Below are 23,679 nucleotides of genomic sequence, written 5' to 3' on the forward strand. Positions count from 1 at the left end.
ATGCGGCCCTTGCGCAAGCCCGCTTTCGAGCCTAAATTTGTCGATGCCGCTTGTCGCTCGTGCTCATGAGCGAACCCGCGCGCATGGCGTCAGAAGGTTGTTTTTCTATCTTTTGTTCCCTTGAGGAGCGATGCGATGAAAGTGAAACACCTGTTCGGTCCGGCAGCCCTTGCCCTCTCGCTGCTGGTCGCCGCCCCCGGCACCGCGGCAAGCTCCGAGGGAGCCCCCATCATCACCGGCAAGCAATGGACGGAGTCCGATGCGAACCTGAAAAAGGCCTATCTGCTGGGCATGGCCAACCTCCTTCAAGTTGAGCAGGCGTACCAGCGGCGCCACGCCCCCACCGATGCGCAGACGCTGGTGCCCCGCTTCGCCAGGGGGCTCCAGTCGCAGACCCTGGACTCCGTGCGCGAAAGCCTGGACAACTGGTATGCGGCCAACCCCGCGAAGCTGGATCGTCCCGTGGTTGAAACCCTCTGGTTCGAAATCGTCGTCCCCGGCACGAAACGCGCGCCTTAGGTCCAGGAGCCCATCATGAACATCATTCGATCGATTGTTTTCGGCATCGCGATAGTCTCGGCCGCCGGCTGCACGAACATGAGTTCCAAGCAGCAAGGCACCCTGTCGGGCGCGGCCATCGGCGCCGCGGCGGGCGCCGGCATCGCCGCCATCGCAGGCGGCAGCGGCTGGACGGGCGCGGCCATCGGCGGCGTCGCGGGCGGCATCGCCGGCAATATCTACGGCGGACATTGATTCCGCGGCCGGCGCCGCCGGCATGAAAACCGCGCGCCATGTCCGGCCGGGGTTCCGGCGGGGCATGGCGCGCGGCGCTTGCCGGCCGGGACTCAGGCCTGGGCGAAAGCCGGAGCCGGCAGCAGCGGCGCGCAGGCCTGCTCGAATGCTTCGGCCGCCAGCAGCAGGTCCAGGTCGGCATGGCAGGGAGCCACCAGCTGCAGTCCCACGGGCAGGCCGTCCTCCCCCAGGCCGCAAGGCACGCTGACCGCCGGATGGCCGGTGAGATTGAACAGCATGGTCCAGGGATACCAATGGGCGCGGATATCGTCATACGCGCGGCCGTCGATCACGATGGAATCGAAGATGTCGGCACCCAGCGGCAAGGCGGTGCGCGACATGGTCGGCGTCACCAGCAGGTCGGCCTGATCGAACAGCGCCTGGACCTTCCGATACAGCAAGGTGCGCGCGAACATCGCCTCCTGATACTGCTGCGCGCTGAACTGCGCGGCCGAGGCGATTTGGCGCTGAAACGTCGGGCTGTAGGCATCCGGCGCCTGCGCGATCAAGGGCAGGAAACGCGTGCGCCAGACCGTGTGGTTGATCACGCGCCAAACCGGTTCGACATCGAAGCCGGTGCCGTCGAACGCTTCCACTTCCGCCCCCAGTTCTTCCAGCCGCGCGAGCGCGGCGTCGAACAGCCGGCGCACGTCGGCGTCCACGGGGCGGCCCGGGGGGGCAACGCAGTAGCGTACGCGCTTGCCGCGCAGGGCATCGGGGTTCGCGGCGGCGGAAAGGTAGTCGGCCTTGGGCACGCCCAGGGACCACGGATCGCACGAATGCGGGCCCGCCATCGCGGCCATCATCAGCCGGGTGTCCGCGACGGTGCGCGTGGTCGGGGTGACGTAGGTCTGATTGCCGATGGCGTCCTGCGCCTGGCTGTGGGGAATCGCGCCGATGCTCTGCTTGAATCCGACCACGCCGTTGCAGGCCGCCGGAATGCGGGTGGATCCCCCGCCGTCCGTCGCCACCGCGAGGGCGGTGATGCCGGCCGCCGTCGCGGCGGCCGCGCCGCCGCTGGATCCGCCGCAGGTGCGCTCCAGGTTCCACGGGTTGCGGGTCTGGCCGAACAACGGCGAGTCGGTCATCGACTTGGAGCCGAACTCCGGCGTCGTGGTCTTGCCGATCAGTATGCCGCCCTGCTCCCGCAGCCGCGCCACGGCCACGGCGTCCTCGGCCGGAACGTTCGCGGCGAACGGCACGGCGCCGAACGTGGTGCGTACGCCCTCGGTATTGACCAGATCCTTCACGGTGAATGGCAATCCGTGCAACAGGCCCACGGCGTCGCCACGCATCAGCGCCGCCTCGGCGAGCCTGGCCTCGGCCATGGCCCGCTCGCCGCACAGCGTGATGAAGCAGTTCAGGACGGGCTGCAGGCGCTCGGCCCGTTCAAGCGCGGCGCGGACCAATTCCACCGGGGAAACCGATCGGGCGCGGATCGACTGCGCGGCTTCGATCGCGCTCAATTCGCAAAGAGAATCGCTCATCGCGTCTGCGTCCCGCCTATTCGTCGAAGGAAATGCCGGCGGCCTTGACGATCGGCGCCCAGTGCGCCCGCTCGACGCCAATGCGGCGCTTGGCGGCTTGCGCGCCCTGCGGGTCCACGAGGAAGCCGCCGGCCTGGAGCTTCTCCACCAAGGCCGGCCGCTTGCCGGCCGCCACGAAGGCCCGCTCCAGCTGCGCGACGGTGGCGTCCGGCGTCGCCGCCGGCGCGTACACGCCGTACCAGCTCGCGGCATGCTGGTACTGGGGGAAGCCCTGCTCCAGCAGCGTCGGCACGTCGGGCAGCGTGGGCAGGCGGCGGCTGCCGGCCACGCCCAGGAACTTCACCTTGCCCGCGTTGTACAGCGGCAGCATGCTGGCGACCGCGTCCCATCCCATCGATACCTCGCCGCCCGCCACGTCCACCAGCATGGGCGCCGCGCCGCGGTAGAGCACGGGCACGACCTCCAGGCCGTTCTGGCTGCCCATCTCGATCGTGCCCAGCTGCCCCGGGCTGCCTTGGGTGGCCAGGCCCAGCGTCGCCTTGGCGCGCCCCTGCCTGGCCCACCGCACGTACTCGGCCATGCCGCCGTAGGACTGGCCGGCGCCCGCAACGGCGGCGGTCGGCACATCCGCCACCAGGGCGACCGGACGCAAATCGCGGTCCGGGTCGTAGCCCAGCTTCTTGTAGGTCAGCGGAAAGATCACGAACATCGGCGACGAGCCCAGATACAGGGTCAAGCCGTCCGCCTTCGAACGTTTTACCGCGTCGAAGCCCACCCGGCCCGAGGCGCCGGGACGGTTCTCGACGATCACGTTGGCGTAGCCCGCCGCCTGCAATTGTTCGGCATAGGCTCGGGCCACGGCGTCCGCCGCTCCGCCCGCGGCGTAGCCCACGACCAGCCGCAGCAGTTTGTCGCCGCCGGCCGCGTCCTGGGCCATGGCGCCGGGTTGCAGGCAAGCCGTCGTCGCGGCGGCAAGAATGAATGCGAGAAGTCGGGGGCGGTGAAACAAGGCAGGTCTCCTGTACGCGCGGCTCTGGTCCGGCAAAGCGCCGCTCGGCCGCGATTCATGCCGTAATGATCGGGCCGGTTGGATTTACCGTATAGTGAATTACTTGCAGAAGGAGTTGAGGAAATGCTCAAGCCGCCGCCAATGGAGTCGCTGGCATCCCGCCTCAAGCTGCGGCATTTGCAGATCGCGCTCGCGCTGCGTGACGCGCCGTCGGCCAAGGACGTCGCCATGGCCGCGAACGTGAGCGAATCCGCCGTATCGAAAACGCTCGCCGAACTGGAGCAGCAGCTGGGATTCAAGCTGTTCGAGCGCGTCGGCAATGCCAAGCGCCCGACCGAGATGGGCCGCCAGGTCCTGCCGATGATGGAAGCCGTCGTGGCGCAGGCGCGCGGGCTGGCCCGGACGGTGATGGACGTGCGCGGTGGTCACCAGGGCGAGCTGCGCATCGGCGTGGCCACCGACATGGGAAAGTTGAGCCTGGCGCCGCTGATCCATGCCTTCAATCAGGCGCAGCCGGCGGTCTCGCTCGATGTGCAGGCCGGGGGGTACCGCGCCATGGCGGACCTGCTGCACGACGACGGGCTGGATGCCCTGGTGTGCTATGACGCCCCCGAGCTGATCGCGCCCGGCCTGGGCCGGTCGCGGCTGATGCCGCCGCAGCCGCTGGTGGCCGTCGCCAATGCGCGGCTGTCGCCGCTGGCCGGCCGGCGCCGGCTCACCCTGAAGGACCTGCACGCGCAACCCTGGTGCAAGCCGCGTCCGGGCACGATGATGCACGACAAGTTGACGGCGCTGTTCCTCGGAGCCGACCTGGGGCCGCCCCCGCGCGGCATCCAGATGAGCGACCTGCTGCTTACGGACGAATTCATCCGCCGCACCGATTATCTGGTCATGCTGCCCTTGGCGGCGGCGCAACGGCTTACCGGCGCGGGCGAAGCCGTCATCCTGCCGATCGAGCTGCACCAGCACAACCCGCCCACGGTCATCGTCTGGCGGCGCGCCGCCGAAGGGCTGCCTCCGCTGCACCGGTTCCTGCGGTTCTGCGGCGCGCAGGCGGACGGCCCCCCGATCGGATAAAGGCCCTGTCAACGCGCCGCGTCGGCCAGCGCCTCTACCGTGATCCGCAGGGCGACATCGTCGCTGACGTCGGGCGCGTAGGCCTCCACGCCAAAATCGCTGCGCCTGACCACCGCGGTCGCGTCGAACCCGATCGCCGGCCGCTGGGCCATGGGATGCACGCCGGCCTTGTTCTGCCTGGCCTCCAGCACGATGGGTTTTTCGCGGTCCTTGATCCGCAGCGTGCCGTGGATCAGCAGCACCCCGTTGCCCTTGTCCTCGACGGAAGTGCTCTGGAAACCGATGGCGGGGTATTTGGCGGCCTCGAAGAACTGCGGCCCCCGCAACATCTCGTCCAGCTTGGGGATATGGGACGTGAAATTCGCCAGCGGCACATCCAGCGTCACCGACGAGGCGGAAAGATTGGCGGCGTCGTAGCGGATCACGCCCCGTATGCCGCCGGCATGCGCCGAAGGCGTGGAGAAACCCAGATGGCTCCAGGTCACCACGACTTCGGTGTGTTCGGGGTCGATACGATAGTCCACGCCGGCCGCGGCGGCCTGGGCGGTGCCGCCGGCCAAGGCGGCCGCGAGCAGGAATCGGTAGATGCAGGTTTTCATGGGGTTCCTGATAAACGGAATCGCCGCCCGCGCCTGGGGCCCGGACGGCGGAAACGGAGGGCCGGGATCAGCGCTGCGAATCCAGCACTTCGTTATTCTTCACCACTTCCTGCGCTTTGCCATAGCTTTCGATCAACAACTGGTACGCGGGGAACACTTTCGTATAGACCTCCGCCCATTGCTGCGCGTCTTCGCGGTTCCAGGTTTTCTGCAGTTCGGACGCCACGGCAGCCGTGTCCATCGGCACCACTCCCGCCTGCACGACGCGCGCCAGCGTGATTTCCTGCGCCATCTTGCTATAGGTGCCGGAGGCGTCCACCACGGCAAACACCTTATAGCCCTCGGCGACGGCGCTGATCGCGGGAAAGGCCATGCACACGCTGGTGATCGTGCCGGCAATGATGAGCGTCTTGCGGCCCGTCGCCTTCACGGCCGCGACGAACTCGGGGTTGTCCCAGGCGTTGATCTCGCCCTTGCGCGCCACGTACCGGGCATGCGGCGCGTTGGCGTGGATGTCGGGAATCAATGGGCCATTGGGCCCCTGCGGCACGGAAGCCGTGGTGATGACGGGCAGCTTCGCCAGGGTGGCCATCGAGGCCAGGGCGGCGGCGCGGGAGCGCAGCTCGGGCATAGGCATGTCGCCGACGGTCTGGAACAGGCCGCTCTGATGGTCGATCAGCAGCATGACGGCGTCGGCGGGATCGATAACGGGGCGTTGACCGTTGAAGTTGGCGGGTGCGGACATGGAACTCTCCTTGGTGGTTGACCGGCGGCGCTGGGCCGAAAGATGAGCCTGATGGCTGGATGAATAATAGAAATAGAACGACACCTGTCATAGACCTCTATTTGGCAATCAGCGTCCCATTCATGGAACGACATCTGGCGCTCCGCGGCCCCGGTTCGCAAGAACGGGACCCTGCGCCCCGTCATACACTGCTACCCGCAACGCGCAACCCGGCCCCCCTGCCCCGCGGACACCCCTACATGACCTACCTGCTTTGGTCCCTGCCTGCCCTGACCGTCATCGCCGCCATCGCCAGCGGGCGCGTGAACACCACGTCCGCCGCCATTCTGGGACTCGGGGCCGCGCTGCCCGTGGCGCTAGGCACGGCTCCCGCGCCCTTCGAAGGCGGGCAGCTCGGCATGGCGCTCGCGCGCGGGCTCTGGATCGGCGGGATCATCACGCCATACATCCTCGGCGGGCTGCTGTTCTGGCACATGGCCGCGCCGGACCGCGGCCCGGCGCGCAAGACCGCCGGCCCCCGTCCGGCCGAATGGGTTGACGGGCTTGCGCGGCGCCGGCGCCTGTTCTTCGCGTGCTTCCTGGTCGGACCCTTCGCCGAGTCGGCGACCGGCTTTGGCGTGGGCATGCTGGGAACGGTGCTGCTGATCCGGCCGCTGAACCTGCCGCCGCGCGAAACCATGGTGTTCGCGCTCTTGAGCCAGACGCTGATTCCGTGGGGCGCCATGGGCAGCGGCACGCTGCTGGCGTCGGCCTACGCGCGCGTGCCGGCCGCCGAGCTGGCGCTCTACAGCATGGTGCCGGTGGCCTTGCTGATGACGATCTGGATGGCGCTGTACTGGCGCAGCGCCGCGCGCGCGGGCCTGCGCGCAGAAGCGCCGGAGTACTGGCGCGAAGCGGGATGGATGGCGGCCAGCCTGGCGGCGCTGGCCGCCGCCACCGCAGTGCTGGGGCCGGAGACCGCCTTGCTGTCGGCCTATGGCCCCTTGATCGTGCTGCGCTTCCTGCTCGACCGCCGGCCCGACCGCCCCCGGATGTGGGCGGCGGCGCGCGGCGCGCTGCCCTATATCGCGATGATCGCCTGGCTGGTCGCGACGCGCTTGCTCCCGGGCCTGAACCGCGGGCTGTCCGCGTTGGCCGAGTTCCACCCCTACCCGGATCTCCCCGGCTGGAAACCGTTCGTCCATGCGGGCAGCTGGCTTATCGCGGGAGCGCTGGCGATAGCGGCCCTGCGCCGCCAACCCCGCGTCCTGGCCACCCAGGCGCGCGCCGCCTGGGCCACCGGCCGCCATGCGGTGTATTCGGTCTTCCTGTTCGCCATGATGGCCGAAGTGCTTGCAGGCGCGGGCATCTCGCAGGCATTCGCCGACGGCCTGTTCGCCAGCCTGCGGGACTGGACGGTGCTGATCACGCCCCTCCTCGCCGGGGCGTTCGGCATCCTGGCCAACAGCGGCAACGCGCCGAACAGCCTGTTCATGTCGTCCCAGCTTACGCTCGCCCTGCAGGCCGGACTGAGCGTGCCCGCCGCCGCCGCGCTGCTGCACGTTTCCGGCACCTCGCTGGGGATCTTCTCGCCCGTGCGGATGTCGATCGCCGCGGGGCTTGCGCATGGCCGTGGCCAGGAGCGCGGCGTCTACGTCCTGCTGCTGCCGTTTGCGCTGGCCGCGTTCGGCGTGCTGCTGTGCCTGGCGCTGATCCTGGCGCTCTCGGGCAGCCCCGGCTGATCTCGCGGCCGAGGGAAAGCGCCGCGCGCTTTTTCTCATATGCAAACTCGAAATCCGTCGTTCAAGCCGGCGCCGCGACTGCTTAGCATCACCGGTCTTGGCCCGCCTGCGTCTCGCGGGCCTCCACGACCTGATTCAAGTTGCCGCATATGCCCCTACCCCCTACCCCGGACGCCGCCCCCGCCGTGCGCGTCACTGTCGATGTCGGCGGCACCTTCACCGATATCGTGCTGGAACGCGGGCAGCGCCGCTGGTCCGCCAAGCTGCTCACCACACCGGACGCCCCCGAAACCGCCGTGCTGCAGGGCATCCAGGAATTGCTCGACCAGGCCGGCGCGGACTGGCCGCGGATCCGCCTGCTGATCCTCGGCACCACCCTGGCCACCAACGCCCTCATCGAACGCAAGGGCGCCCGCACCGCGCTGTTGACGACCGCGGGTTTCCGCGACCTGGTCGAGATCGGGTTGGAAGACCGGTTCGCGCAGTACGACATTTTCCTGGACAAGCCCGAGCCGCTGGTGCCGCGCCCCTGGCGCTACGGCATTACCGAGCGCGTCGACGCGCAGGGCCGCGTGCTGACGCCCCTGGACGAAGCGCAGGTGATTGCGCTGGCGCGCGAATTGACCGAGGCGGGGATCGAAAGCGTGGCCGTCTGCCTGTTGCACAGCTACGCCCATCCGGACCACGAGCGCCGTATCCGCGAGCTGCTGCGCGCGCATGCGCCCCGGCTGTGGGTCTCGCTATCGTCCGATGTGTGCGCCGAGATCCGCGAATACCCCCGCCTGTCCACCGTCAGCGCCAATGCCTACGTGCAGCCGCAGGTATCCGGCTATCTGCGCCGCTTCAATGAAGCCGCCCGCGCTCGCGGCCTGCTCGAAGAACCGTTCCTGATGACTTCGGGCGGCGCGATCGCCACCCTGCAGACCGGCATCGAGGAGCCGGTGCGCCTGGTCGAATCCGGCCCCGCCGGCGGCGCCATCCTGGCGCAGCACATCGCGCGGCAGACCGGGACCGCCCGCGCGCTGTCCTTCGACATGGGCGGCACCACCGCCAAGATCTGCTACATCGACGACTATGAGCCCCAGGTCAGCCGCAGCTTCGAGTTCGGGCGCGTGCATCGCCACCTGAAAGGCTCGGGCCTGCCCATCCGCATCCCCGTGATCGAGATGGTGGAGATCGGCGCAGGCGGCGGCTCCATCGCGCGATTCAATCACCTCGGATCCATCCAGGTGGGGCCCGACAGCGCCGGCTCGTCGCCCGGCCCCGCCTCCTATGGCAATGGCGGCCAACTCCCCACCGTGACGGACGCCCACGCCTTGCTGGGCACCATCGCGCCAGAACGCTTCGCCGTGGGCAAGGTCGGCCTGCGGCCGGACCTCGCCAGGGACGCGATACAGGCGCACCTGGCCGCGCCCGGCGGGCTCGAAGCGCCGCAGGCCGCACACGCCATTGTCGAAGTCGTGAGCGAGAACATGGCGAACGCGGCGCGCGTGCACGCCTCGGAGTTGGGCAAATCCGCCGACGAGCACGTGCTGATCGCCTTCGGCGGGGCCGCGCCCCTGCATGCGGCCGGGCTGGCGCGCAAACTGGGCATCGCCCGGGTCATCGTTCCCGAGTCGGCCGGCGTGGGCTCCGCCGTCGGCTTCCTCTGGGCGCCGATCGCCTATCAGGCGGTCCGCAGCTTCCACCAGCGCCTGGCCGGCATCGATCATGCCGCGGTGCAGGCCTTGCTGGACGAACTGACCGCGAATGTCGATGCGGTGGTGCGCCGCGCTGCGCCGGACGCGGCCCTGAGCCACAAGCGCGTGGCCTTCATGCGCTATAGCGGACAGGGCCATGAGATTGCCGTGGATCTTCCGGACGGCCCCTTCGACGCAAGCGCCAGCGCCCGACTGGCCGGGTCGTTCGCGCAGCGCTATGCCCAACTCTATGGCCGCGACCTGCCCCACGTCGCCGTCGAGGCCGTCAGCTGGTCCATTGCCGCCCAGGCCGGCGAGCCTCGCGCCGCCGAAGCCGACCGTATCGCCAGCGGGCCCGGCACCGCGGCCCGCCAGGCCGGCACGCGCAGGCTTTATGACTTCGAAAGCGATGCCTGGACCGAGGTGCCTTGCTTCGAACGGTCCGCGCTGGACGCGGAACAGACATTGACGGGTCCGGCGCTCGTGGTGGAAGACGAAACGACCACCTTCGTTCCCGCCGGCTTCGAGGCCCGCCGCAGCCGTCTCGGCTCGCTGGTCCTGGACGACATCGGCGCGGCCGCGCCGCGCCAGGAATCCGCCACCAACAAGGAAATCGCATCATGACCACGCCGTCCCGACCCGCCGCCCAGGAACGCATCCGCTACCAGCTGGCCTGGAACCGGCTGCTGTCCGTCGTAGAGGAGCAGGCGCAAGTGCTGATCCGTTCGGCGTTCGGCACCGCGACGCGGGAAGCCGGCGACCTCTCGGCCGGCGTCTTCCTGCCGGACGGACGCATGATCGCGCAGGCCGTCACTGGCACGCCGGGCCACGTCAATGCGATGGCCGAGTCCGTCAAGCACTTCCTGAAGGCGTTTCCGCCCGAGACGCTGCAAGACGGCGACGTGCTGCTGACCAACGATCCGTGGAAAGGCACCGGGCACCTGTTCGACATGACCATGGTGTCGCCGGTGTTCCATGACGGCGCGCTGGTCGCGCTGTTCGCCTCGACCCTGCACGTCATCGACATCGGCGGCATCGGCAGCAGCGCCGACGGCCTGGAGGTCTATCACGAAGGGCTGTTCCTGCCCATCCTGCGCTTCTTCCGCCGGCACGAGGCGGACCCGGGCGTGCTGGCCATCATCCGCGCGAACGTGCGCGAGCCCGAGCAGGTGGAAGGCGACCTGTACGCCCTGGTCGCCTGCAACGACATCGGCGGGCGCCGACTGAAGTCCTTGCTGGCGGAGTTCCGGCTGGCCGACCTGCAGGCGCTGGGCGGATACATCATCGAGCAATCGGCGCGCGCCATGCGCGAGGCCATCGCGCAGTGGCCCCAGGGCACCTGGCGCAACACGCTGGTCATCGACGGCTACGACGCCCCGATTACGCTGCAGGCCAGCGTAACGATCGAAGACCGCCGGATCCGGGTCGACTTCGACGGCAGCTCGCCCAGCGTGGCGCGCGGCATCAATGTGGTGAAGGCGTATACGGACGCCTACACGTCCTTCGGCATCCGTTGCCTCATCGGCGCCGACGTGCCGAACAATGCCGGTTCGCTCTCCGTGGTGGAGGTTTCGGCGCCCGAAGGTTCGATCCTGAACGCGCGCTTTCCCGCGGCGGTTACCGCCCGCCACATCATCGGACAGCTGCTGCCCGACGCCGTCTTCGGCGCCTTGCGCCAGGCGCGCCCGGAGCAGGTTCCCGCCGAGGGGGCCTCGTCCCTGTGGAACCTGCACCTGGTCGGCGGCGAGCCGCTGGCCGGCGCGGCGCCCGAGGAACAGGCCGCGCTGCTCGCCGGCCCGCGCTTCAATGCGACGAGCTTCTCGACCGGCGGCACGGGCGCCCGCCCCGGCAAGGACGGGCTGTCGGCCACGTCCTATCCCAGCGGCGTGCGCAACGTATCGCTGGAAATCCTGGAAAGCGCCAACCCCCTGGTCTTCGAACGCAAGGAATACCGCCAGGACTCGGGCGGCGCCGGCACCGTGCGCGGCGGCCTGGGGCAGACCATCGTCGTGCGGCACGCGGACCCCGGCGCCGCGATGATCATCGCCGCCGCGTTCGACCGCGTGAAGCATCCGGCGCGCGGCGCGCTGGGCGGCCTGGCCGGCGCGGGCGGGCAACTGGCCCTGGCCGGCGGCCGGCCGCTGCACGCCAAGGGCCGCCAACTGGTGCCTGCCGGCGATCGCCTGGTGGTGCATACGCCCGGCGGCGGCGGGCTGGGAGACCCGGCCGGCCGCGATCCGGCGCGCCTGGAGCGCGACCTGCGCGACGGTTTGATCAGCGCCGGCCAGGCGGCGCAGGCCTATGGACGGACCGTCTCCCGGCCCTGATCCCCGCGCCACGTTTACCCGCCGCGTCCGGGCCGCGCCCGGACGCCCCCTCCGACATCGACATCCATTGCCCATCATGAGCTTTCCCCGCCGTTCGTTTCTACACCTGACCCTTGCCGGCGCGCTGCTGGCGCTGGCGCCCGCCTCCCGCGCCGAGCCCGTTCGCGGCGGCACGCTGACGCTGCTGCTGCCCTCCGAGCCCACCGCCCTGGTGACCCTGGGTAATGTGGCCACCCCGATCCTCAGCGTCAGCGCCAAGGTGACCGAAGGCCTGCTCAAGTACGACTACGAGCTCAAGCCCGAACCCCAGCTGGCCACTGCCTGGCGGATCAGCCCCGACGGCACCGTGTACACCTTCACCCTGCGCCAGGGCGTGAAGTGGCATGACGGCAAGCCCTTCACCGCGGCTGACGTGGCCTACTCCATCGACCTGCTCAAGCGCATCCACCCCCGCGGCCGCAACACCTTCGCCAACGTGACCGCGATCGAAACGCCGGACGGCCATACCGTCGTCCTGCGCCTGTCCAAGCCCGCGCCCTACCTGATCCGCGCCTTCGTCGCCACCGAAACGCCCATCGTGCCCAAGCACCTCTACGAGGGCAGCGACCCGCTCGCCAATCCCGCCACGTCCGCTCCTGTCGGCACCGGCCCCTACAAGTTCAAGGAGTGGGTGCGCGGCAGCCACATCGTCTATGAGCGCAATCCGGACTACTGGGACAAGCCCAAGCCCTACATCGACCGCCTGATCGTGCGCATCGTGGCGGATCCGGCCGCCGCCGCCATCGCCTTCGAGACGGGCACGGCCGACCTCGGCTACCGCACGCCCGTCCCGCTGGCCGACCTGGCGCGCCTGAAGACCGTGCCGTCGCTGCGCTTCGAGACCAAGGGCAACAGCTACTCCTACAACGTCACGCGGCTGGAGTTCAACCTGGACGATCCGCACTTCGGCAACGAGAAGGTGCGCCAGGCCGTCGCGCACGCGGTGGATCGCAACGTGATCCTGAAGGTGGTGAACTACGGCGTGGGCCAGGTGGCCTATTCCCCCATCGCCCCGGGCCTGAAGGCCTACAACGATCCGGCGCCCTCGCCCTATCCGTACGACCTGAAGCGCGCCAATGCGCTGCTGGACGAGGCCGGCTACCCGAAAGGGGCCGATGGCGTGCGCTTCCGCGTGCCGTTGGACTACAACCCGATCGGCGCGGACGGCGCCCGCCTGGCCGACTACCTGCGCACCACGCTCGCTCGCGTGGGCATCGCGGTGGCGGTGCGCTCGCAGGACGCGTCCGCCTTCATCAAGCGGGTCTATACCGACCGCGATTTCGCCTTCACCACCAACGGCGCGAGCAATCTGTTCGATCCCACCGTGGGCGTGCAACGCCTGTACTGGTCGAAGAACTTCATCAAGGGCGTGCCCTTCTCCAATGGCACGCACTACCGCAATCCCAAGGTCGACGAGCTGCTGGAGGCCGCCGCGGTGGAGAACGATCCGGCGCGCCGCGTCGAGCTGTTCAAGGAGTTCCAGCAGATCGTGGCGCGCGAAGTGCCGGACCTCAACCTGTACCAGCCCGAGTTCATCACCATCGCCAACCAGCGGGTCCATGACCATTCGCTGACCGCCGACGGCGTGGAATCGAACCTGGCAGACGTGTACCTGCAGTAAAGCGCCACGGAACGCCGCCATGACCACGCTACGCGCCGCGCGGACCCTCGCGCGCTCCCTTTTGCAGGCGGTCCCGACCGTTGTCGGCGTCATCCTGCTCAGCTTCTTCCTGCTGCAGGCCGTGCCGGGAGACGCCGCCGACGTGATCGCCGCCGAATCGGGCTCCGCCACGGAAGCCAGCATGGCCGCCGTGCGCAGCCATTTCGGCCTGGACCAGCCCGTGCTGCGACAATTGCAGGCCTACGCCGGCAACCTGGCCCGCCTCAATCTGGGCGTCTCGCCCCGGTATAACCTGCCGGTGTCGGACCTGATCTTCAGCCGGCTCGGCAACACGGTCCTGCTGATGCTCGGCGCCCTGGGCTGCGCGCTCGCGGCCGGCATCGCGCTGGGCGCGCTCATGGCCAGCTTCGCGGGCCGCTGGCCGGACCGCGTGCTGTCGCTGGCGGCGCTGCTGCTGTATTCCACGCCCGGTTTCTGGCTGGGTCTGATGGCCATCATCCTGCTGTCGGTGCAACTGGGCTGGCTGCCGCCGGGCGGCGTATCCACCATCGGCTCCGCCGCCACCGGCCTGGCGCACGCGCTGGACGTCGCGCGCCACCTGGTGCTGCCGACCCTGGCGCTGGCGGGCTTCTACGTGGCCATCTTCGCCCGCCTGACCCGGGCTTCCATGCTGGAAGTCAGCCGCCAGGATTTCGTGCGCACCGCGCGGGCCAAGGGCCTGGCCCCGTGGGCGGTTGCGCGGCGCCACATCCTGCGCAACGCCCTGATTCCCGTCACGACGGTGGCCGGGCTGAACTTCGGCACGCTGCTGGGCGGCGCGGTGGTGGTCGAGACCGTTTTCAGCTGGCCCGGCCTGGGGCGCCTGGCATACGAATCCGTGATGGCCCGCGACTACGTCGTGCTGCTGGGAATCCTGATCCTGTCCTCCCTTCTGGTGATCCTGGCAAACGTGCTCGTCGACTTGCTGCACGCTTTGCTGGATCCCCGCATCCGCGCCCGTTGACGCCCCTTGCCCCGCCCCGATACGCCATGAATGCGACTTCCCCATCCCTGCCCGCCGCGGCCGCCGGCCGGCCCCATCCCCGCCAGGGCGCGCTGCGCCGCCTGCTGGCCAATCCCGCCGCCGCAATGGGCGCCATCCTGCTGCTGCTGATCCTCCTTGCCGCGGCCACCGCCTCCTGGCTCTTTCCGCACGATCCCCTGGACATGGTCGGGCCGCCCATCCTGTGGCCCGGCCAGGATCCGGAATTCGCGCTGGGCACCGACACCATGGGGCGCGACATCGCCGCCGGCCTGGCGCATGGCGCCCGGGTATCGCTGACGGTGGGCGTCACGGCCGCGCTATTGAGCCTGGCCATCGGCATCGCCGTGGGGGCGGCCGCCGGCTATGCGGGCGGCTGGACGGACGCCGTGCTGATGCGCATTACCGAACTGTTGCAGACCATACCCTCGTTCCTGCTGGTTGTGGTCATCGTCGCGATCGGCCGGCCCTCGGTGACGGTGATCGCGCTGTCCATCGGCGTGGCCTCGTGGCCGGTGGTGGCGAGGCTGGTGCGCGCCGAGTTCCGCACCCTGCGCGAAGCGGAGTTCGTGCAAGCGGCCCGCAGCATCGGGTTCAGCCATTTCCGCATCGTCTTCCTGGAAATCCTGCCCAACGCCCTGCCTCCCGTGATTGTCACGACCTCGGTGCTGGTGGCCAACGCCATCCTCATCGAATCGGCGCTGTCCTTCATGAACATGGGCGATCCGAACGCCGTGTCCTGGGGCAGCATGATCGGCGACGCGCGCGAGATGCTGCGCACGGCCTGGTACCTGGCCGCGCTGCCCGGCCTGTCCATCGTGCTTACCGTGCTGTCGCTCAACCTGCTGGGCGACGCATTGAACGACGCCTTCAATCCGCGCCTCGCCGGTTAGGCCGGAACGCTTGCGGGATTACCCTGATCGGAGCCGCGTCCGCGGGAATCCGTTTTGCGTGCGGACGATAGGGACGTATAACGTCATCACTTCCCGGCAAGTCCCGCTGCCGGCGGGGGCCGCCCGGCCCTCGCCGCATCCACCTCCAGATCAAGGGTCATCAAGCATGAAGGCGTACTTCCACGACGATCAGAAACTGCACCATCCGCAGACCTATTTTTCACGGGGCAAGATGCGCACCCCGCAGGAAGTGCCTTCCCGCCTGGACGCGCTGGCGCAAGCCGCGCGCCGCCTGGGCTTCGATGTGCAGCCGCCGCCCGACCAGGGCGCCGGCCCGATCTCGGCGGTGCATACGCTGGACTACCTGCGCTTCCTGCAGGAAGCGCACGCCGACTGGAAAAAGCTGCCCGAGGACTGGGGCGACGAAGTCGTGTCCAACGTGTTCGTGCGCGAGCCCAACGCATTGCGCGGCGTGCTCGCCCAGGCCGCCCGCTACCTGGCGGACGGCAGCTGCCCGGTGGGTCCCCGCACCTGGCATTCCGCGTATTGGTCCGCGCAATGCGCCGTCGCGGGGGCCGACGCCTTGCTGGCAGGGGACCGCCATGCCTACGCGATCTGCCGCCCGCCCGGCCACCATGCCCGGCGCGACGCGGCGGGCGGCTTCTGCTACCTGAACAATGCCGCGATCGCCGCGCAGCGCCTGATCCCCCGGTTTCCGCGCGTGGCCATCCTGGACACCGACATGCATCACGGCCAGGGCATCCAGGAGATCTTCTACGAGCGCAGCGACGTGCTGTACGTGTCCATACACGGCGATCCCCGGAACTTCTACCCCGTCGTCGCCGGCTACGAAGACGAGCGGGGCGCGGGCGAAGGCTACGGCTACAACATCAACCTGCCCATGCCTCACGGCTCGCCCGAGTCCGTGTTCTTCGAAAAGCTGGCGCAGGCCCGGCGCGCCATCGAATTGTTCCAGCCGGACGCGCTGGTCCTGTCCCTGGGCTTCGATATCTTCGAAAAAGACCCGCAGGCCAAGGTCGCCGTCAGCGAGAACGGATTCGAGCGCCTGGGACGGGAAATCGGCGCCTTGAAGCTGCCCAGCCTGATCGTGCAGGAAGGCGGCTACTACATCGAAGGCCTGGCATCGAACGCATCCCGCTTCTTCGCCGGGCTGGCCGGCGCCTGAGCCTCTCTGTCCGCATGCGGGCCGCCCGCCTCGCGGCGCCCCGGCCCGCTAGTGGTTTTCCCTAGAAATCAAAGAATTGCCGCCCCGCCGGGTTCACAAGCCGGGACGCCTCCGGTACATTTCGTCCAGTGGCCTGACCACTGGGCCACCAGATATCCAGACACTCTCTGGAGATCGGCCGCCTTCCCGGCAAGACAAGACTTGGCAGACCCATTACGCTCTACGTCCCGACCCACCATTCCGACGCAACAATGACCGCTCTCCAGGCCGTAGCCTCCACCCGCCTCTATCGCATGATTGCCGACCAGATCGCCGCGCGCATCAAGGCGGGCGATTTCCCCGCGGGCGGCCGGCTGCCCGCCGAACGCGAGCTGGCCGAGCAACTGCAAGTGAGCCGCGCGTCGGTGCGCGAAGCGCTGATCGCGCTGGAAATCGAGGGCTACGTAGAGGTGCGGGTTGGCACCGGCGTGTTCGTCAACGCGATCCGCGAGGACAGCCACGACCAGGAATCCCCGCAGGCGCCCGCGCCCGCCGATGGCGCCGACATCGGCCCGTTCGATCTGCTGGAAACCCGTTTGCTGATCGAACCCGAATGCGCGGCCCTGGCGGCGCAGAAGGCGTCGCCGGCGCAGATCGCGGCGATCCGCGCGGCGCACGAAGGCATGTCCCTGACCGAATCGCCCAGCGAGCACGACCGCGCCTTCCACAGCGCCATCGGCGCGGCCTGCGGCAACGCGGCGCTGGCCGCGGCGATTTCCCATATCTGGCATCTGAGCACGCTGAGCCCGGTATTCCATAGGCTGGAAGAGCACTTCGTGACCACCAAGGTGTGGAGCGAAGCCCAGCAAGAGCATGAGCGCATCCTCGCGGCCATCGTCGACCGCGATCCGATCCGCGCGCGCCACGCCATGCACGACCATCTGGTCGGCATCCTGGCGCGCCTGCGGGAAGACTTCGGCAACGTTGGGATCCGATGACACGATGACCCGCTAACCCCGCCGGGCCGCAGGACGCCCGCCTCTCTCCACCGACAGTGCATGCACCGCCGGCGCCCTGGCGCCGCCCGCGGCAAGGGGAGCGGCTTGCCTGCCGATACGCAGTACCGCAGCACCCGCAGTACCCCACTAAAACATATCAAGGTGAAAACATGCAGCCGACCCGTACCGTAAAGCTACTGAGCGCCGCGCTACTTGCGCTTGGCGCCCACGCCGCCCAGGCCAACAAGGCCGACAATTCCCTCAATATCGCCTTCGACGCGGCGCCGGCCACGCTGGACGCCTACAAGGAATCGGACCGTCCCGGCCTGGCGCTGGCGCGCATGGTCTTCTCGGGCCTGCTGCAGAAAAACCAGGATACCGGCGAGTTCGGCCCGGCCATCGCCACCGGCTACAAGTTCGTGGACGACACGACCATCGAGCTGCCGATCCGCAAGGACGTGAAGTTCCACGACGGCTCCCTGCTCACGATCGACGACGTGCTCTACACGCTGAACCTCGTGTCCTCCGAAGGCTACAAGGCCCGCTTCCAGAATCAGGTCGCGTGGATCGCCAAGGCCGAGAAGGCGTCCGACGACACCGTGCGCATCAAGATGAAGACGCCGTATCCGCTGGCGCTGGAAATGCTGTCGGAGAACCTGCCCATCTATCCGCGCAAGTACTACGAGGCCAACCAGTCCGACATGGGCGCCAAGCCCATCGGCACCGGTCCGTACCGCCTGGTGGAAAGCCAGCCCGGCAGCCGCTACGTGTACGAACGCTACGAAGACTACTTCGGCCCCAAGCCCGCCGTGCAGAAGCTGGTGGTGCGCGTGCTGCCCGACGCCAACACCCAATACGCCGAACTGCTGTCCGGCGGACTGGACTGGATCTGGCGCGTGCCCCCCGATGTCGCCAAGCGCATGGAGAAGCAGCCCTCCGTCACGGTCAAGAGCAGCAGCATCATGCGCATCAGCTACATCTCGCTGAATCCGCGTTTCGACGACGGCAAGTCGCCGCTGGCCAAGCAGGAAGTGCGCCAGGCCATCAACCACGCCATCGACCGCGAGGCCATCCGCCGCGCGCTGGTGGGCGGCGCGTCCAAGGTCATCGACGCGGCCTGCAATCCGGCCCAGTTCGGCTGCGCCGGCGACGTCCGGGCCTACAAGTACGATCCGGCCCGCGCCAAGCAGTTGCTGGCCCAGGCCGGCTACCCCAACGGCGTCACGCTGGACCTGGTGATCTCCGCGCCGCCGCGCGCCATCCTGGACGCGGCCGCGGCGCAGATGGCGCAGGCCGGCATCAAGCTGAACCTGGTCGAGCAGCAATACGGCACCGCGATGACCAACTGGCGCGAAGGCAAGATCGCCATGCTGTCGTCGAACTGGGGCTCCTACGGCATCGCCGACGCCGCCCTGTCCACCAGCAACTTCTTCCGCGGCGGACCGGACGACCAGGCCCGCAACCCCGAAGTCATCAAGTACCTGGAAGCCGCCGACACCACGGTGGACCGCGAGCTGCGCGCCAAGAATTACGGCGCGGCGCAAAAGATCGTGGCGGAACAGGCCTACTGGGTGCCCCTGTGGAACCACTCGCTCAACGCCGTGCAGTCCAAGGACCTGAACTTCTCGGTCGACGGCGACGAATTCCCGCGTTTCTACAAGGCCGCCTGGAACTGATCCGGTTTGCCGGCCTCGCCGGCGCGGCCCTCCTCCCCGTCGTCCCCGCGCGCCCGGGGAGGAGGCCACCGAAAGGTTGACCCATGATTGCATTCCTGTTCCGCCGCCTGCTGGTGTCCGCGCTGCTGGTGGTATTCGTATCGCTGATCAGCTTCTCGCTGGTGTTCGCCTCGGGCAATCCGGCGGCGCGCCTGGCCGGCGAAGGCAGCGCGGCCGACGCCGCGCGCCTGTCGCAGCTGCACGGCTTCGATGATCCGATCCTGCTGCAGTACGGCCGCTGGCTGGCCGGCGTCGCGCGCGGCGATTTCGGCGACAGCCTCTACTTCAGCCGGCCCGTGGCCGAACTGCTGGGCCAGCATTTCCCCGCCACCGCCAAGCTCGGCCTGGCCGCGATGCTGTTCGCGCTCTTGCTGGCGATTCCGCTGGGCGTGCTGGCCGGCCTGCGCAAGGGCTCGCTGGCCGACCGCGCCACCATGCTGCTGTCCGCCTGCGCCCAGGCCATGCCGCCGTTCTGCCTGGCCTTCCTGCTGATCATCGTCTTCAGCGTCCGCAACCAATGGCTGCCGGCCTCGGGCTTCGACAGCTGGAAACACTACATCATGCCGGTGGTCGCCCTGGGCCTGTTCGCCATGCCCGCGATGCTGCGCCTGATGAAGTCGGAAATGGAGACCGTGCTCGCCACCGATTACATACGCACCGCCCGCGCAATGGGCCTGGGCGGCCCGAGCGTGGTGCTCAAGTACGCGCTGCGCAATGCCTTGCGCCCGCTGGTGTCGCTGGCCGCCGCCCAGATGGGCACGCTGCTGGCCGGTTCGGTCGTCATCGAAACCGTGTTCGCCATCAATGGCGCGGGGCTGCTGGCCTGGACTTCGATCCTGCGCGGCGATTTCCCCACCATGCAGGCGCTGATCCTGATCTTCGCCCTCATCTACATCGTCCTGACCCTGGTCGCCGACCTGATCAACGGCTGGCTCGACCCCCGCGTGCGAGTGTCGTCATGAGCAGTATCGCCTCTACCCTGCCCCCCGTCTCCCGCGGCGAGCGCGCGGCCCGCTATGGCCGCCGCTTCGGCCTGGCCGTCCTGGCGCTGCTGGTGCTGGCCGGCCTGATCGGCCCCTACCTGATCCCGCACGACCCGTACTCGCAGGATCTCCTGGCGCGCCTGCAGGAGCCGGTCTGGGGCGAGGACGGCAACTGGAACCACATCCTGGGCACCGACCAGCTGGGCCGCGACGTGCTGGCGCGCGCGTTGTACGGCGTGCGCGTATCGGCGCTGATCGGCCTGTCCGTGGCGCTGATGGGCGGCCTGATCGGCACCACGCTGGGCGTGGTCGCCGGCTACTTCGGCGGCCCGGTGGACCGCGCGGTGTCCTTCCTCATCACTGCCCGGCTGGCCTTGCCCATCATCCTGGTGGCGCTCGCGGTGGTGTCGGTGGTGGGCGCCTCGCTCACCGTCGTCGTGCTGGTGCTCGGCCTGCTGCTGTGGGAACGGTACGCGCTGGTGGCGCGCACCATGGCCGCCGGCCTGCGCAACGCCGAGTTCGTCACGGCCTCGCGCCTGCAGGGCTGCACCCACCTGCAGATCATCTGGCGCGACATCCTGCCCAACCTGGCGGGCAACCTGCTCATCATCGGCACGGTCGACGCCGCGATGGCCATCACGCTGGAAGCCTCGCTGTCGTTCCTGGGGCTGGGCGTTCCGGCGCCGATGCCGTCGCTGGGCCTGATGATCGCCGAGGGCAAGGAGAACATGCTGTTCCAGCCTTCGCTGGTGGTGATCCCCAGCGTCGTGCTGTTCATCCTGGTGCTGTGCGTGAACCGCGCGGGCGAATCGCTGCGCGCCGTGCAAATGAAAAAGGGCTGACCCCATGAGCGCTACCGGCCGACCCCTGCTGCGGGTCCAGGACCTGCATATCGACATCCAGACGCCCACCCACGTCAAGCACGTGGTGCGCGCAGTGGACTTCAGCCTGGAGCGCGGCAAGACGCTGTGCATCGTGGGCGAATCGGGCTGCGGCAAATCGCTGACCGCCCTGGCGCTGCTGGACCTGCTGCCCGCTGCCGCCCGCCGGCGCGTCGCCGCGCTGGAATTCGCCGGCCAGGACCTGGCCAGGCTCACGCCCGCGGCGCTGGCCGAACTGCGCGGCGCCCGCATCGCCATGATCTTCCAGGATCCGATGACCTCGCTCAACCCGGTGTTCCCGATCGGCACCCAGCTGATCGACGTGCTGCGCCGCCATAAGCGCGTCAGCCGCCGCGAGGCCGCCGAGCGCGCCGAATACCTGCTGCGCCGCGTGGGCATCGCCAACCCGAAGGAACGCATGCGGCAGTATCCGTTCGAATTGTCGGGCGGCCTGCGCCAACGGGTGATGATCGCGATGGCGCTGATGTGCGGCCCCGAGCTGCTGATCGCGGACGAGCCCACCACCGCCCTGGACGTGACCGTGCAGGCCGAGCTGCTGGACCTGCTGCGCGACATCCAGGCCGAATTCGGCCTGGGCATGGTGTTCATCTCGCACGACATGGGCCTGGTCGCGCGCATCGCCGACCACGTCATCGTCATGTACGCCGGCGACATCGTCGAATCCGGCAGCGTGCAGGCCGTGCTGGAGCGCCCCAGCCATCCCTATACCTCGATGCTGCTGAGCTGCATTCCGCAGCCGGGCCGCACCGCGCCCCGGGCGGAGTTGCCCACCATCGCGGGGGCCGTGCCCTCGCTGGACGCCGCCATCGTCGGCTGCGCGTTCCGCGAGCGCTGCCCCGCGGCCGAGCCGCGCTGCGGCCAGCCTTTCGCGGCCCGCGTCGAAGGCGGCCACCGTTGCTATTGCGTGAAACCCGGCGCGCTGCGCCACGGAGCGTTGGTATGACTCTACCTACTTCCCGCGGCGCCAGCGTCAGCCTGCAAGGCCTGTCGTTCCAGTACGGGCGCGCCGGCCTGTTCTCGCGCCGCCCCGCGCCCCGCATCCTGCACGACATCGACCTGCTGGTGCCCGCCGGCCGCACCATCGGCCTGGTGGGCGAGTCCGGCAGCGGCAAATCCACCATCGCCAAGCTCATGCTGGGCCTGCTGGCCCCGACACAAGGCCGCGCGCTGCTGGACGGCAGGCCGCTGGCCGCGATGCCCGCCCGCGCCCGCGCCAGGCGCATCCAGATGGTGTTCCAGGATCCGTACTCCTCGCTCAATCCGCGCCGCACCATCGCCGAGATCCTTACCGCCCCGTTGCGCGTGCATGGCATCGGCGACGCCGCGGCGCGCGCCGCGTCCGTGCGCCGCATGATGGACGCCGTGGGCCTGGTGCCGGCCTTCGCCGCCCGCTATCCGCGCGAGCTGTCCGGCGGCCAGCGCCAGCGGGTTGCGATCGCCCGCGCCCTGATGCTGGAGCCGCAGCTGCTGATCTGCGACGAACCCACCTCCGCGCTGGACGTCTCGGTGCAGGCGCAGATCCTCAACCTTCTCATGGCGCTGCAGCGCGAGCGCGGCCTGGGCTATCTCTTCATCAGCCACAACCTGGCCGTGGTGCAGCACATCGCCGACGAGATCGTGGTGCTGCAAGGCGGCAGCGTGGTCGAGCGCGGGCGCGCCGAGCAGGTCTATTTCGCGCCGGCCCATCCGTATACCCGGCAACTGATCGGCGCCACGCTGGCCGTGCCCGAGCTCCAGGAGATGGCGGCATGAACGGTACCCGCGGCCCGCAACTGCTGCTCGTCGGCAACGACCAGAAGGTCACCTGGGACGACGGCCGAATCCGCTTTCTGGCGCCCGGCAACGACAGCCTGTGCATCTTCGACGCGGGCGCCGATCCGGCCAAGCCCGACCTGCTCGCCACGCTTGCGCTGCCCAACTCGCTGTTCGGCCCGCCCGTGAACTTGGCCGTCACGCCGGACCAGCGCCTGGGCCTCGTCGCCGACTCCATGGCCTGGCCCGAGCGCGCCGACGGCGCCGGCTGGCAGCCTGCGCCGGGACGCGACCTGTACGTCATCGACCTCGCGGCCCGGCCGCCCACGGTGAAGCAAAAGCTCGAGGTCGGCCTGCAACCGTCGGGCCTGTCGATCAACCGCGCCGGCACGCTTGCGCTGGTGGCGAACAAGGCCGGCCGTTCCGTGTCGGTGCTGCGCGTCGCCGACGGCCGCGTCGAAGTCTGCGGGGAAGTGGACATGGGCACGCCCGTGGTGGCGGTGTCCTTTGCCGCCGACGGCCGCCGCGCCTATGCGGTCAAGATGGACACCCACCGCCTGGGAGTGCTGCGCATCGACGATAGCGGGGACGTGCCCCGCGTGACGCACGATCCCGCCGAGGACCTGACCACCGGCCTCGTCCCCTTCAACCTGGCGGTGTCGCCAGACGGCGCGCTGGCGCTGGTGGTGGACATGGGCAGCCCGACCGCCTCGGACGGCCATGCGGATTCCATCAGCGTGGTGGACCTGCGCGCCGCGCCGCCCCGCGTGGTCGACCGCGTCATGGTCGAAGACGGCCCAGAAGGCATCGCCATCAGCCCCGACGGCCGCCATGCCGCGGTGGCCATCGTGCAGGGCTCGAACAACCCGTCCAGCGAGTGGTTCCATCATCCGCGCGGACAGATCGTGCTGCTGCGCATCGACGGCATGTCCGTGACCCGCGCCGGCGCCATCGAAGCCGGCGCGCTGCCCGAAGGCCTGGCTTTCAGCCCCGACAGCCGCTACCTGTACGTCGGCAATTTCCTGGACGCCGAGATGCAAGTCCTCTCCGTGGGCGACGAGGGCCTGGCCGACACCGGCACCCGCATCGCCCTGCCCGGGCGGCCCGCCTCGATGCGCGCCCAATCCTGCTGACCCTGCCGCCCAACCGGATCA

General features: G+C 69.1%; 21 protein-coding genes. 17 read left to right on the top strand and 4 right to left on the bottom strand.

The genetic code is table 11. The annotated features are described in order from the left end of the window. Nucleotides 1–135 precede the first annotated feature (135 nt). The gene (locus ACN6PJ_RS03035) at nt 136–519 is read left to right on the top strand and encodes a hypothetical protein (protein WP_427994416.1); all 384 of its coding nucleotides are present in this window, start codon (nt 136–138) and stop codon (nt 517–519) included. Nucleotides 520–534: 15 nt separating this feature from the next. Continuing rightward, on the top strand, nt 535–753 hold the full coding sequence (locus ACN6PJ_RS03040) for a hypothetical protein (RefSeq protein WP_043548493.1): 219 nt from the start codon (nt 535–537) through the stop codon (nt 751–753). Between the two features lie 92 nt (nt 754–845). Here the strand turns inward: ACN6PJ_RS03040 and ACN6PJ_RS03045 are convergent, their stop codons facing one another. Both ACN6PJ_RS03045 and ACN6PJ_RS03050 read right to left on the bottom strand, forming a co-directional pair. Next, complete coding sequence (locus tag ACN6PJ_RS03045) at nt 846–2,279, bottom strand: amidase (protein ID WP_427994417.1); 1,434 nt, start codon at nt 2,277–2,279, stop codon at nt 846–848. A gap of 16 nt (nt 2,280–2,295) precedes the next feature. Beyond that, the gene (locus ACN6PJ_RS03050; RefSeq protein WP_427994418.1) at nt 2,296–3,288 is read right to left on the bottom strand and encodes a Bug family tripartite tricarboxylate transporter substrate binding protein; all 993 of its coding nucleotides are present in this window, start codon (nt 3,286–3,288) and stop codon (nt 2,296–2,298) included. A gap of 123 nt (nt 3,289–3,411) precedes the next feature. Here ACN6PJ_RS03050 and ACN6PJ_RS03055 point away from each other — a divergent pair, with 123 nt between their 5' ends. Continuing rightward, nucleotides 3,412–4,365 (top strand): LysR family transcriptional regulator, encoded by a 954-nt coding sequence (locus ACN6PJ_RS03055; RefSeq protein WP_427994419.1) that lies wholly within the window; start codon nt 3,412–3,414, stop codon nt 4,363–4,365. An 8-nt stretch (nt 4,366–4,373) separates the two neighbouring features. Here ACN6PJ_RS03055 and ACN6PJ_RS03060 read toward each other — a convergent pair whose 3' ends face one another. Next, nucleotides 4,374–4,964 (bottom strand): YceI family protein, encoded by a 591-nt coding sequence (locus tag ACN6PJ_RS03060; protein WP_427994420.1) that lies wholly within the window; start codon nt 4,962–4,964, stop codon nt 4,374–4,376. Between the two features lie 67 nt (nt 4,965–5,031). After that, entirely contained in the window at nt 5,032–5,709 is a 678-nt protein-coding gene (locus tag ACN6PJ_RS03065; RefSeq protein WP_427994421.1) for a hydrolase, read from the bottom strand. A gap of 239 nt (nt 5,710–5,948) precedes the next feature. Between ACN6PJ_RS03065 and ACN6PJ_RS03070 the strand changes: the two genes are divergently transcribed. From ACN6PJ_RS03070 to ACN6PJ_RS03135, 14 genes are all read left to right on the top strand, one after another. After that, entirely contained in the window at nt 5,949–7,430 is a 1,482-nt protein-coding gene (locus tag ACN6PJ_RS03070; RefSeq protein ID WP_427994422.1) for a hypothetical protein, read from the top strand. Between the two features lie 149 nt (nt 7,431–7,579). Beyond that, nucleotides 7,580–9,733 carry a hydantoinase/oxoprolinase family protein gene (locus tag ACN6PJ_RS03075; protein WP_427994423.1) on the top strand — a complete coding sequence of 718 codons (2,154 nt, stop codon included), beginning with the start codon at nt 7,580–7,582 and terminating at the stop codon, nt 9,731–9,733. After that, nucleotides 9,730–11,436: a hydantoinase B/oxoprolinase family protein gene (locus ACN6PJ_RS03080; RefSeq protein WP_427994424.1), complete on the top strand. Its 1,707-nt coding sequence runs from the start codon at nt 9,730–9,732 to the stop codon at nt 11,434–11,436. Before ACN6PJ_RS03075 ends, ACN6PJ_RS03080 begins: the two co-directional genes overlap by 4 nt. A 76-nt stretch (nt 11,437–11,512) precedes the next feature. After that, complete coding sequence (locus ACN6PJ_RS03085; protein ID WP_427994425.1) at nt 11,513–13,096, top strand: ABC transporter substrate-binding protein; 1,584 nt, start codon at nt 11,513–11,515, stop codon at nt 13,094–13,096. 19 nt (nt 13,097–13,115) lie between these two features. Next, nucleotides 13,116–14,099: an ABC transporter permease gene (locus ACN6PJ_RS03090; protein ID WP_427994426.1), complete on the top strand. Its 984-nt coding sequence runs from the start codon at nt 13,116–13,118 to the stop codon at nt 14,097–14,099. 26 nt (nt 14,100–14,125) lie between these two features. After that, complete coding sequence (locus tag ACN6PJ_RS03095) at nt 14,126–15,010, top strand: ABC transporter permease (protein ID WP_427994427.1); 885 nt, start codon at nt 14,126–14,128, stop codon at nt 15,008–15,010. 166 nt (nt 15,011–15,176) lie between these two features. Beyond that, complete coding sequence (locus tag ACN6PJ_RS03100; RefSeq protein ID WP_427994428.1) at nt 15,177–16,196, top strand: histone deacetylase family protein; 1,020 nt, start codon at nt 15,177–15,179, stop codon at nt 16,194–16,196. 251 nt (nt 16,197–16,447) lie between these two features. Continuing rightward, nucleotides 16,448–17,173, top strand: coding sequence for a FadR/GntR family transcriptional regulator (locus tag ACN6PJ_RS03105; protein WP_427994429.1), 726 nt, complete (start codon nt 16,448–16,450; stop codon nt 17,171–17,173). Between the two features lie 170 nt (nt 17,174–17,343). After that, nucleotides 17,344–18,849: an ABC transporter substrate-binding protein gene (locus tag ACN6PJ_RS03110; protein ID WP_427994430.1), complete on the top strand. Its 1,506-nt coding sequence runs from the start codon at nt 17,344–17,346 to the stop codon at nt 18,847–18,849. Between the two features lie 83 nt (nt 18,850–18,932). Next, nucleotides 18,933–19,850 (top strand): ABC transporter permease, encoded by a 918-nt coding sequence (locus ACN6PJ_RS03115; RefSeq protein WP_043548476.1) that lies wholly within the window; start codon nt 18,933–18,935, stop codon nt 19,848–19,850. Continuing rightward, nucleotides 19,847–20,713, top strand: coding sequence for an ABC transporter permease (locus ACN6PJ_RS03120; protein ID WP_427994431.1), 867 nt, complete (start codon nt 19,847–19,849; stop codon nt 20,711–20,713). The genes ACN6PJ_RS03115 and ACN6PJ_RS03120 overlap by 4 nt, the downstream gene beginning before the upstream one ends. Before the next feature lie 4 nt (nt 20,714–20,717). Beyond that, nucleotides 20,718–21,716 (top strand): ABC transporter ATP-binding protein, encoded by a 999-nt coding sequence (locus tag ACN6PJ_RS03125; protein WP_427994432.1) that lies wholly within the window; start codon nt 20,718–20,720, stop codon nt 21,714–21,716. Then, nucleotides 21,713–22,525, top strand: a complete 813-nt coding sequence (locus ACN6PJ_RS03130; protein WP_427994433.1) for an ATP-binding cassette domain-containing protein — start codon at nt 21,713–21,715, stop codon at nt 22,523–22,525. Before ACN6PJ_RS03125 ends, ACN6PJ_RS03130 begins: the two co-directional genes overlap by 4 nt. After that, nucleotides 22,522–23,658 (top strand): YncE family protein, encoded by a 1,137-nt coding sequence (locus ACN6PJ_RS03135; protein ID WP_427994434.1) that lies wholly within the window; start codon nt 22,522–22,524, stop codon nt 23,656–23,658. The genes ACN6PJ_RS03130 and ACN6PJ_RS03135 overlap by 4 nt, the downstream gene beginning before the upstream one ends. Nucleotides 23,659–23,679: the final 21 nt, after the last annotated feature.

The organism is Achromobacter sp., from assembly GCF_050285585.1.
Classification (GTDB): Bacteria; Pseudomonadota; Gammaproteobacteria; order Burkholderiales; family Burkholderiaceae_B; genus Achromobacter.

What these genes read in the sequence shown, in the direction of transcription:
- ACN6PJ_RS03090 (WP_427994426.1), top strand. Translation starts at nt 13,116, where the DNA reads ATGACCACGCTACGCGCCGCGCGGACCCTCGCGCGCTCCCTTTTGCAG.
- ACN6PJ_RS03130 (WP_427994433.1), top strand. Translation starts at nt 21,713, where the DNA reads ATGACTCTACCTACTTCCCGCGGCGCCAGCGTCAGCCTGCAAGGCCTG.
- ACN6PJ_RS03045 (WP_427994417.1), bottom strand. Translation starts at nt 2,279, where the DNA reads ATGAGCGATTCTCTTTGCGAATTGAGCGCGATCGAAGCCGCGCAGTCG.
- ACN6PJ_RS03125 (WP_427994432.1), top strand. Translation starts at nt 20,718, where the DNA reads ATGAGCGCTACCGGCCGACCCCTGCTGCGGGTCCAGGACCTGCATATC.
- ACN6PJ_RS03110 (WP_427994430.1), top strand. Translation starts at nt 17,344, where the DNA reads ATGCAGCCGACCCGTACCGTAAAGCTACTGAGCGCCGCGCTACTTGCG.
- ACN6PJ_RS03115 (WP_043548476.1), top strand. Translation starts at nt 18,933, where the DNA reads ATGATTGCATTCCTGTTCCGCCGCCTGCTGGTGTCCGCGCTGCTGGTG.
- ACN6PJ_RS03035 (WP_427994416.1), top strand. Translation starts at nt 136, where the DNA reads ATGAAAGTGAAACACCTGTTCGGTCCGGCAGCCCTTGCCCTCTCGCTG.
- ACN6PJ_RS03085 (WP_427994425.1), top strand. Translation starts at nt 11,513, where the DNA reads ATGAGCTTTCCCCGCCGTTCGTTTCTACACCTGACCCTTGCCGGCGCG.
- ACN6PJ_RS03105 (WP_427994429.1), top strand. Translation starts at nt 16,448, where the DNA reads ATGACCGCTCTCCAGGCCGTAGCCTCCACCCGCCTCTATCGCATGATT.
- ACN6PJ_RS03040 (WP_043548493.1), top strand. Translation starts at nt 535, where the DNA reads ATGAACATCATTCGATCGATTGTTTTCGGCATCGCGATAGTCTCGGCC.
- ACN6PJ_RS03070 (WP_427994422.1), top strand. Translation starts at nt 5,949, where the DNA reads ATGACCTACCTGCTTTGGTCCCTGCCTGCCCTGACCGTCATCGCCGCC.
- ACN6PJ_RS03065 (WP_427994421.1), bottom strand. Translation starts at nt 5,709, where the DNA reads ATGTCCGCACCCGCCAACTTCAACGGTCAACGCCCCGTTATCGATCCC.
- ACN6PJ_RS03095 (WP_427994427.1), top strand. Translation starts at nt 14,126, where the DNA reads ATGAATGCGACTTCCCCATCCCTGCCCGCCGCGGCCGCCGGCCGGCCC.
- ACN6PJ_RS03055 (WP_427994419.1), top strand. Translation starts at nt 3,412, where the DNA reads ATGCTCAAGCCGCCGCCAATGGAGTCGCTGGCATCCCGCCTCAAGCTG.
- ACN6PJ_RS03075 (WP_427994423.1), top strand. Translation starts at nt 7,580, where the DNA reads ATGCCCCTACCCCCTACCCCGGACGCCGCCCCCGCCGTGCGCGTCACT.
- ACN6PJ_RS03060 (WP_427994420.1), bottom strand. Translation starts at nt 4,964, where the DNA reads ATGAAAACCTGCATCTACCGATTCCTGCTCGCGGCCGCCTTGGCCGGC.
- ACN6PJ_RS03080 (WP_427994424.1), top strand. Translation starts at nt 9,730, where the DNA reads ATGACCACGCCGTCCCGACCCGCCGCCCAGGAACGCATCCGCTACCAG.
- ACN6PJ_RS03120 (WP_427994431.1), top strand. Translation starts at nt 19,847, where the DNA reads ATGAGCAGTATCGCCTCTACCCTGCCCCCCGTCTCCCGCGGCGAGCGC.
- ACN6PJ_RS03100 (WP_427994428.1), top strand. Translation starts at nt 15,177, where the DNA reads ATGAAGGCGTACTTCCACGACGATCAGAAACTGCACCATCCGCAGACC.
- ACN6PJ_RS03135 (WP_427994434.1), top strand. Translation starts at nt 22,522, where the DNA reads ATGAACGGTACCCGCGGCCCGCAACTGCTGCTCGTCGGCAACGACCAG.